Raw genomic sequence first — 6,101 nt, forward strand, 5'->3', positions numbered from 1 at the left:
CATGACCCCAACCCCACTCTTCGACGGTGACGAAGTCAGGCTCAAACAATGCCGGCATGGCTTGATGAGTTATTTCAAGCACGATCAGTATGTGGGGCGTAGCTTCGATGTGTATGGCGAGTTTTCAGAGAGCGAAACCTCGCTATTCAAGGAAGCCGTCCGACCTGGTGATATTGTTGTCGAAGTGGGGGCCAATATTGGCAGCCACACGCTTTTTCTGGCGCAGTCGGTGGGTTCGCAAGGTGCGGTGCTGGCTTTCGAGCCACAGCGCCGCGTGTTTCAGATGCTGTGCGGCAATCTTGCCCTCAATGGCATTGAAAATGTCAGGGCTTTGCAAATGGGCTTGGGTGATGGCGATGGGGTTGCCAAGATCCCGGCTCTGAGTTTTGCCCAGACCGTGAATGTGGGGGGGGTGAGTCTGGCCAGCACTGAAGCTGCACCAGATTGGGAGGATGTCGAAGTCCGCACGCTCGACAGTTTCAATTTACCGCGGCTCGACTTCCTGAAAATTGACGTGGAGGGCATGGAAGAGCAAGTGCTACGTGGGGCGGAACAGACGATTCGACGCTGCCGTCCCTTGCTCTACGTCGAAAATGATCGCGAAGACAAGTCGGAGTCCTTGTTGCGGTACATGTTGTCGCTGGGCTATCGCCTGTGGTGGCATTTGCCCATCATGTACAACGAGGACAATTTCTTTGGCAATAAGGAAAATATTTTTCCTGGCATTGTTTCGATCAACGTCTTCGGGGTCCCTGAGGAGCTGGAGGTGCAGGTTAATCGGTTCTCCCCGGTGGAAGATCCTGCCATCGCTTGGAGTCAGGGGAAATTTAAGATAACAGGCGTGTACTAACGGTGAAGCTCATCATTCTTGATCGCGACGGTGTGATCAACCACGACCGTGATGATTTTGTGAAATCGCCTGCTGAGTGGGTGCCGATTGAGGGAAGCCTGGAAGCGATTTCCATGCTGAATCATGGCGGATTTCATGTGGTGGTGGCGACTAACCAGTCCGGAATCGGTCGCGGATTGTTCAGTATGGAGTCGCTGAATGCCATGCATGACAAGCTGCATCAGCTGCTGTCCAAGGTTGGTGGGCGCGTGGATGCGATCTTCATCTGCCCGCATACCGCAGCGATTGGATGTGGTTGTCGCAAACCGGCGCCCGGCATGTATCGTGACATCAGCCAGCGCTTTGATGCGCGGCTCGATCAGACGCCCGTGGTGGGGGATAGTTTGCGTGATCTGGAAGCCGCTGCCGCTGTAGGTGCTGAACCGATTCTGGTTCGGACGGGTAAAGGCGAGAAAACCCTGGCTCAGGGTGGTTTACCACCGGGTACGCTGGTATTTGATGATCTGGCGGCTGTGGCCACGTTCTTGCTGAATAGAGAGGCTGACTGATGGAAATCTGGTTTCGTTCGGTGTTGTATCAGTTTGGGGTGGCGGTGATTACCATCGCGCATGCCATAGCTTTGCTGGTAGCGATTTTGTTGCCATACCGGCTACGTTTCCGCCTGGTCATGTCCTATGCCCAAGCCTGTCTCAAGTGGTTGGAGTTGTCGTGCGGGTTACAAGGCCGCGTGCTGGGGCGCGAGAATATTCCGACAGAACCATGCGTCATACTCTGCAAGCACCAGTCAGCATGGGAAACACTGATGCTGACGCTGATCTTCCCCCTGCAGACCTGGGTCGCCAAGCGTGAACTGGTGTGGCTGCCATTTTTTGGCTGGGCGTTGTGGAGCCTCAAGCCCATCTTGATTGATCGTTCCAATCGCACCAAAGCCAGCCGCCAGTTGCTGCAGCAAGGTGCTGAACGGGTGCGAGATGGTCTTTCGATTGTCGTGTTCCCGGAGGGCACTCGTGTTGCGGCAGGCCGGCGAGGCCGCTACAAAGCGGGTGGTGCCCGTTTGGCGACCGCTCTTAACTTGCCGATTGTGCCGGTCGCGGTGAATTCGGGGGAGTTCTGGCCCCGTAATTCCTTCCGTAAGTATTCAGGTCAGGCCACGATGGTGATAGGGCCGGCCATCTACCCTCAGGGGCGTAGTGGCGAGGAGCTGACACAACTGGCGGAAAAATGGATTGAGGCTGAGATGGATGTGATCAGTGGGGTCGGTCCGTGCTGGCCTGGGAAAATGGAACCACTTGCGCCTCGCGTTATTGAAGAACAGGTAGCTCAATAAGCAGGTTGGATCGAATTGCCAGAATCTGCGCGTAACAAAGGTTTGCTTCGGGCCGAGCAACACCATATTTTGCTGGCGACGACACCGGTTAACTACCAACTCAAGCGTAGTGCCAAGCGACGGTCGATTGGATTGCAGATCTCTGGGCAAGGTTTGGTGGTGTCAGCCCCTCCTGCAGTTTCACATATATATATAGAAGCCTTGCTCAAGACAAAGGCTGGCTGGATCTTAAGCAAGCTGCAGCGCTGGCAGACTGAAGCCGGGAACCTTGAGCAGGTTGATTTGAGTGCCATTGACTGGCTGGGCCAGCCCAAAAAGTTGCTCATACACACCGGGCCTACTCGGGTGACGGATGACGCAATCTGGTTGGCTTGTAAAGCCGGGGAAGAAACGCGGGCATTGGGCAAGTTTATGCAGGCCGCTGCCATGCAATATTTTTCTGCGCGTATCGAGCAGCTCAAGCCATCTATCTCTATCCGGCCGATCAGCTTGCACCTGTCCCATGCCAAGACACGCTGGGGATCCTGTTCATCTGCTGGGGCCATTCGTCTGAACTGGCGTTTGATGCAGGCCCCACCAGCAGTTATTGACTACGTACTGATCCATGAACTTGCCCATCTGCGTGAGCTGAACCACTCTGATCGCTTTTGGCAGATTGTCGCAAGCGTCTGCCCGAACTATAAGCATCACCGCCAGTTTCTGCGCCAGAACGGCGCGCGCTACTTTGCCTGGTAGAAAGTCCTTCTGTGTCGCCGCGCAAACTTCCCCCTGTTGTGATAGCCATCGGGCTGGTCAGTTGCCTGAATGATCTGGCATCCGAAATGGTAACGCCGCTGTTGCCGCTGCTACTGGCGGGGAGTGCCAATAATGTGGCACTGAGTCTGGGGTTGATCGAGGGCGTGGCAGAGGCTTTGTCGGCATTCCTCAAGCTGTGGGCTGGACGGCGTTCTGATGCGGCGGGAGGGAAACGCAAACCGTTCGCGATTGCCGGGTATGCCATGTCCAATATGGTTAGACCGCTGATGGCGCTTGCTTCGGGTTGGGGGATGCTATTGCTGCTGAGAAGTGTCGATCGTATCGGGAAAGGCATACGCAGCGCGCCACGCGATGCCATGCTTGCTGATGCAACGGATGAAACCAATCGAGGCGTTGCATTCGGTTTCCATCGCGCGATGGACAATGCCGGAGCGGTGGGTGGTGCGCTGCTGGCTGCTGCCGTGTTGGCCTCCGGCCAGTTTTCACTTCCGGCCGTGATTGCGCTATCGGCATTGCCTGGAGCCATGGCCCTGGCCGTTCTGGCATTGGCCGTAAAAGATGTACCACGCTTTCCCAGGCGCAAAGCAAACTCACCACCTATCACTTTTTCTGGTCTTGCCCCAGCCTGCCGGGGCTTGATTGCGCTAATCGGCCTGATGACACTGGCTCGAGTGGCAGAAACCTTTGTGATCCTGCGCGCTCATGATCTGGGTGCATCCTCTCTAACTTGCTTACTGCTTTGGGCGCTGTTTAATTTCACCAAGGCCCTTGCCGCCATCGTCGGTGGACGTTTTGCAGATCGCTTCGGCAATCTGCAGACCCTACAATTGAGCTGGTTACTTTATGTTGTCGGATTTATATCTCTGGGTCTGACCGAGTCTTTACCGGTCTGGTGGTTGGTGGCGGCACTCTACGGCTTGGTTTGTGGTTTTGGCGAAGGTGTTGAGCGGTCTGCGCTGTGTGAGACGGCTCAGGCGGAGCAGCTGGGTACCGCATTCGGCTGGTTCTATCTGGTGATGGGGCTGGTTTCCATTCCTGCAGGCCTGGGGTTTGGCTGGTTGTGGCAGGTGTTTGGCGCAAATCTGGCATTCGGCATAGCCACCTTGGTCGCAACCCTTGCTTCCACTCTCTTATTTATATGGCGATTGCGCACGCCTATCGGCGCCCACTAGTCTATGTCTGATATGCCATCCCGCAAGCCAATCCCCTCCTCTCCGAATACCGAAAATCTGCGCCGCCTAGTACTGGTTCGAGCGGCAACAATTACCCTGCAGTGCGTATTGGTTGGTTTTGCCGTTGTGGTACTCAAGTTCACGCTGCCGATTGCTCCTTTGCTGCTAGTGTCTTGTCTGCTGATGATGTTCAACGGCTTTACCGTATTGCGTCTGCGGCATGCACGACATGGCTGGACTGTCCCAAATGGTGAAATTGCCCTGCAGCTTGCGGTAGACATTACTGCGCACGCCACCTGGTTATTTTTTCTGGGCGGGGGCACCAATCCCATGGTGTCTTGGTTTCTGGTCCCGCTTGCTGTAGCGGCCGCCATGCTGCCATCCCGTCTGACTTGGCTGCTGACGCTGTACACGCTGACCATTTATGGGCTGCTCCTGTTTTATTACATGCCGGTCTCAGGGCCTGTTGGTGCGCCTGAACGTGCTTTCCAATTTCATACCGTCGGGATGTGGCTTTCTTTTGTGGTGGCGGCGCTGATCGTTGCTGGCTTGGTTGCCCGCATTGGCGCACAGCTTCGCAAGCGGGATCGGGAATTGGCCTTGGCGCGAGAAGATGATCTTCGCAATGAGCAGTTGATGGGCGTGGCAATTCTGGCGGCAGGCGTTGCCCACCGCTTGGCGACGCCACTCAACACCATGACCTTGTTGGTTGAAGAAATGCAGTCGGAGGTCGGAGAAGCCGGGCCGCTATCTCAGGATCTTAATCTTCTGCATAAGCAACTGGCCGGCTGCAAGCAGATACTCGGACTGCTGAGGGCTCAAGCCGATTCACCTAAACCGTGCCCAGTCACCCAGGCGATTCCTGCATTGCTCGATGACTGGCAACTCTTGCGCCCCAACGCGCGTCCAATACTACGAGTACTTGGGATTGATGCTGCGCCCATGTGTGTTTGGGATTTCAGCTTGCGCCAAGCCATGCTTAACCTGCTCGACAATGCGGCAGATGCGGCAGAAGGCCAATCCGTAGAGATTGAAGTTGACTGGCGGGGGGATAGGCTGATTCTGGCGATCCTTGATCGCGGACCCGGCTTTGATGGACGTGCTGCTCGCCATGCCGACGGGGCTTTCATGACATCCAAAGCCAAGCTGGGCATGGGTGTAGGAATTCATCTTGCCAATGCATCTATTGAAAAGGCCAAAGGGAGTTTGCGTTGGTTACAACGTGCCGGCGGCGGTACCCGTACTGAAATCGTATTACCTTTAGTTGGAAAGGCAGTGAAATACAGTGGAGCTTGATCAAGATTCAAACAGCGCCAAACCGCTTATCCTGGCAGATGATGATGAGACTTTCATCGATGTCCTGGCGCGCGCTCTGTCTCGTCGGGGATATACGGTACATAAAGCGCTGGATGCGCAGCAGGCAACAACTGCTGCGCTTCAAACAAAATTCGAATTTGCGGTGGTAGACCTGAAGCTCGGCAATGACTCTGGCCTGAAACTGATTGAATCGCTTCTGACCACCAATGAAGAAATGAAAATCGTCATGTTGACGGGCTATGCCAGCATTACCACCGCAGTAGAGTCCATCAAGCTAGGGGCTTGCCATTACCTGGCTAAACCTGCCGGCGTAGCAGAGATCATTACTGCTTTCGAGCAGATCGGCGGGGACAGTTCTGTAGATATCCCCGAAAAGCCACTCTCTGTTGATCGTCTGGAGTGGGAGCATATCCAGAAAGTTCTCGCCGAAAATGAGGGAAATATCTCCGCCACAGCTCGTGCGCTCAATATGCATCGCAGAACTCTACAAAGAAAACTAGGGAAACGACCTAGCCCAAATCAGGATATAGACTAGTCTGGGAGGCTAGGTTGAAAATCTTCCTGATAAATTTCGTTATAAATCAGGAATTTGATGAATTGTTGAAAGATATTTTGGTGTGAGGTGTTGACGAGTTCAGGGGTGGGGCGTATAGTTCGCTTCCTCTGCTGCTGACGCAGC

General features: G+C 54.8%; 7 protein-coding genes. All 7 read left to right on the forward strand.

Translation table 11 applies throughout. The annotated features are described in order from the left end of the window. The first annotated feature begins 1 nt into the window (after position 1). Genes PZA18_RS18055 through PZA18_RS18085 form a run of 7 tightly spaced genes read left to right on the forward strand, consistent with a single transcriptional unit; the run spans position 2 to position 5,957 of the window. Positions 2 to 850, forward strand: a complete 849-nt coding sequence (locus tag PZA18_RS18055; RefSeq protein ID WP_284102269.1) for an FkbM family methyltransferase — start codon at positions 2 to 4, stop codon at positions 848 to 850. A gap of 2 nt (positions 851 to 852) precedes the next feature. Further along, positions 853 to 1,398: a D-glycero-beta-D-manno-heptose 1,7-bisphosphate 7-phosphatase gene (gene gmhB / locus PZA18_RS18060; protein WP_284102270.1), complete on the forward strand. Its 546-nt coding sequence runs from the start codon at positions 853 to 855 to the stop codon at positions 1,396 to 1,398. Continuing rightward, positions 1,398 to 2,177, forward strand: a complete 780-nt coding sequence (locus tag PZA18_RS18065) for a lysophospholipid acyltransferase family protein (RefSeq protein ID WP_284102271.1) — start codon at positions 1,398 to 1,400, stop codon at positions 2,175 to 2,177. Before gmhB ends, PZA18_RS18065 begins: the two co-directional genes overlap by 1 nt. A 15-nt stretch (positions 2,178 to 2,192) precedes the next feature. Beyond that, complete coding sequence (locus PZA18_RS18070) at positions 2,193 to 2,912, forward strand: M48 family metallopeptidase (RefSeq protein ID WP_284102272.1); 720 nt, start codon at positions 2,193 to 2,195, stop codon at positions 2,910 to 2,912. Between the two features lie 11 nt (positions 2,913 to 2,923). Then, a complete protein-coding gene (locus PZA18_RS18075; RefSeq protein WP_284102273.1) occupies positions 2,924 to 4,105 on the forward strand; it encodes an MFS transporter in 1,182 nt (393 codons plus the stop codon). 3 nt (positions 4,106 to 4,108) lie between these two features. Beyond that, on the forward strand, positions 4,109 to 5,401 hold the full coding sequence (locus PZA18_RS18080; protein WP_284102274.1) for a sensor histidine kinase: 1,293 nt from the start codon (positions 4,109 to 4,111) through the stop codon (positions 5,399 to 5,401). Next, positions 5,391 to 5,957: a response regulator transcription factor gene (locus PZA18_RS18085; protein WP_284102275.1), complete on the forward strand. Its 567-nt coding sequence runs from the start codon at positions 5,391 to 5,393 to the stop codon at positions 5,955 to 5,957. The genes PZA18_RS18080 and PZA18_RS18085 overlap by 11 nt, the downstream gene beginning before the upstream one ends. Positions 5,958 to 6,101: the final 144 nt, after the last annotated feature.

The sequence above is a fragment of the Parachitinimonas caeni genome (genome assembly GCF_030129945.1).
Classification (GTDB): Bacteria; Pseudomonadota; Gammaproteobacteria; order Burkholderiales; family Chitinimonadaceae; genus Parachitinimonas; species Parachitinimonas caeni.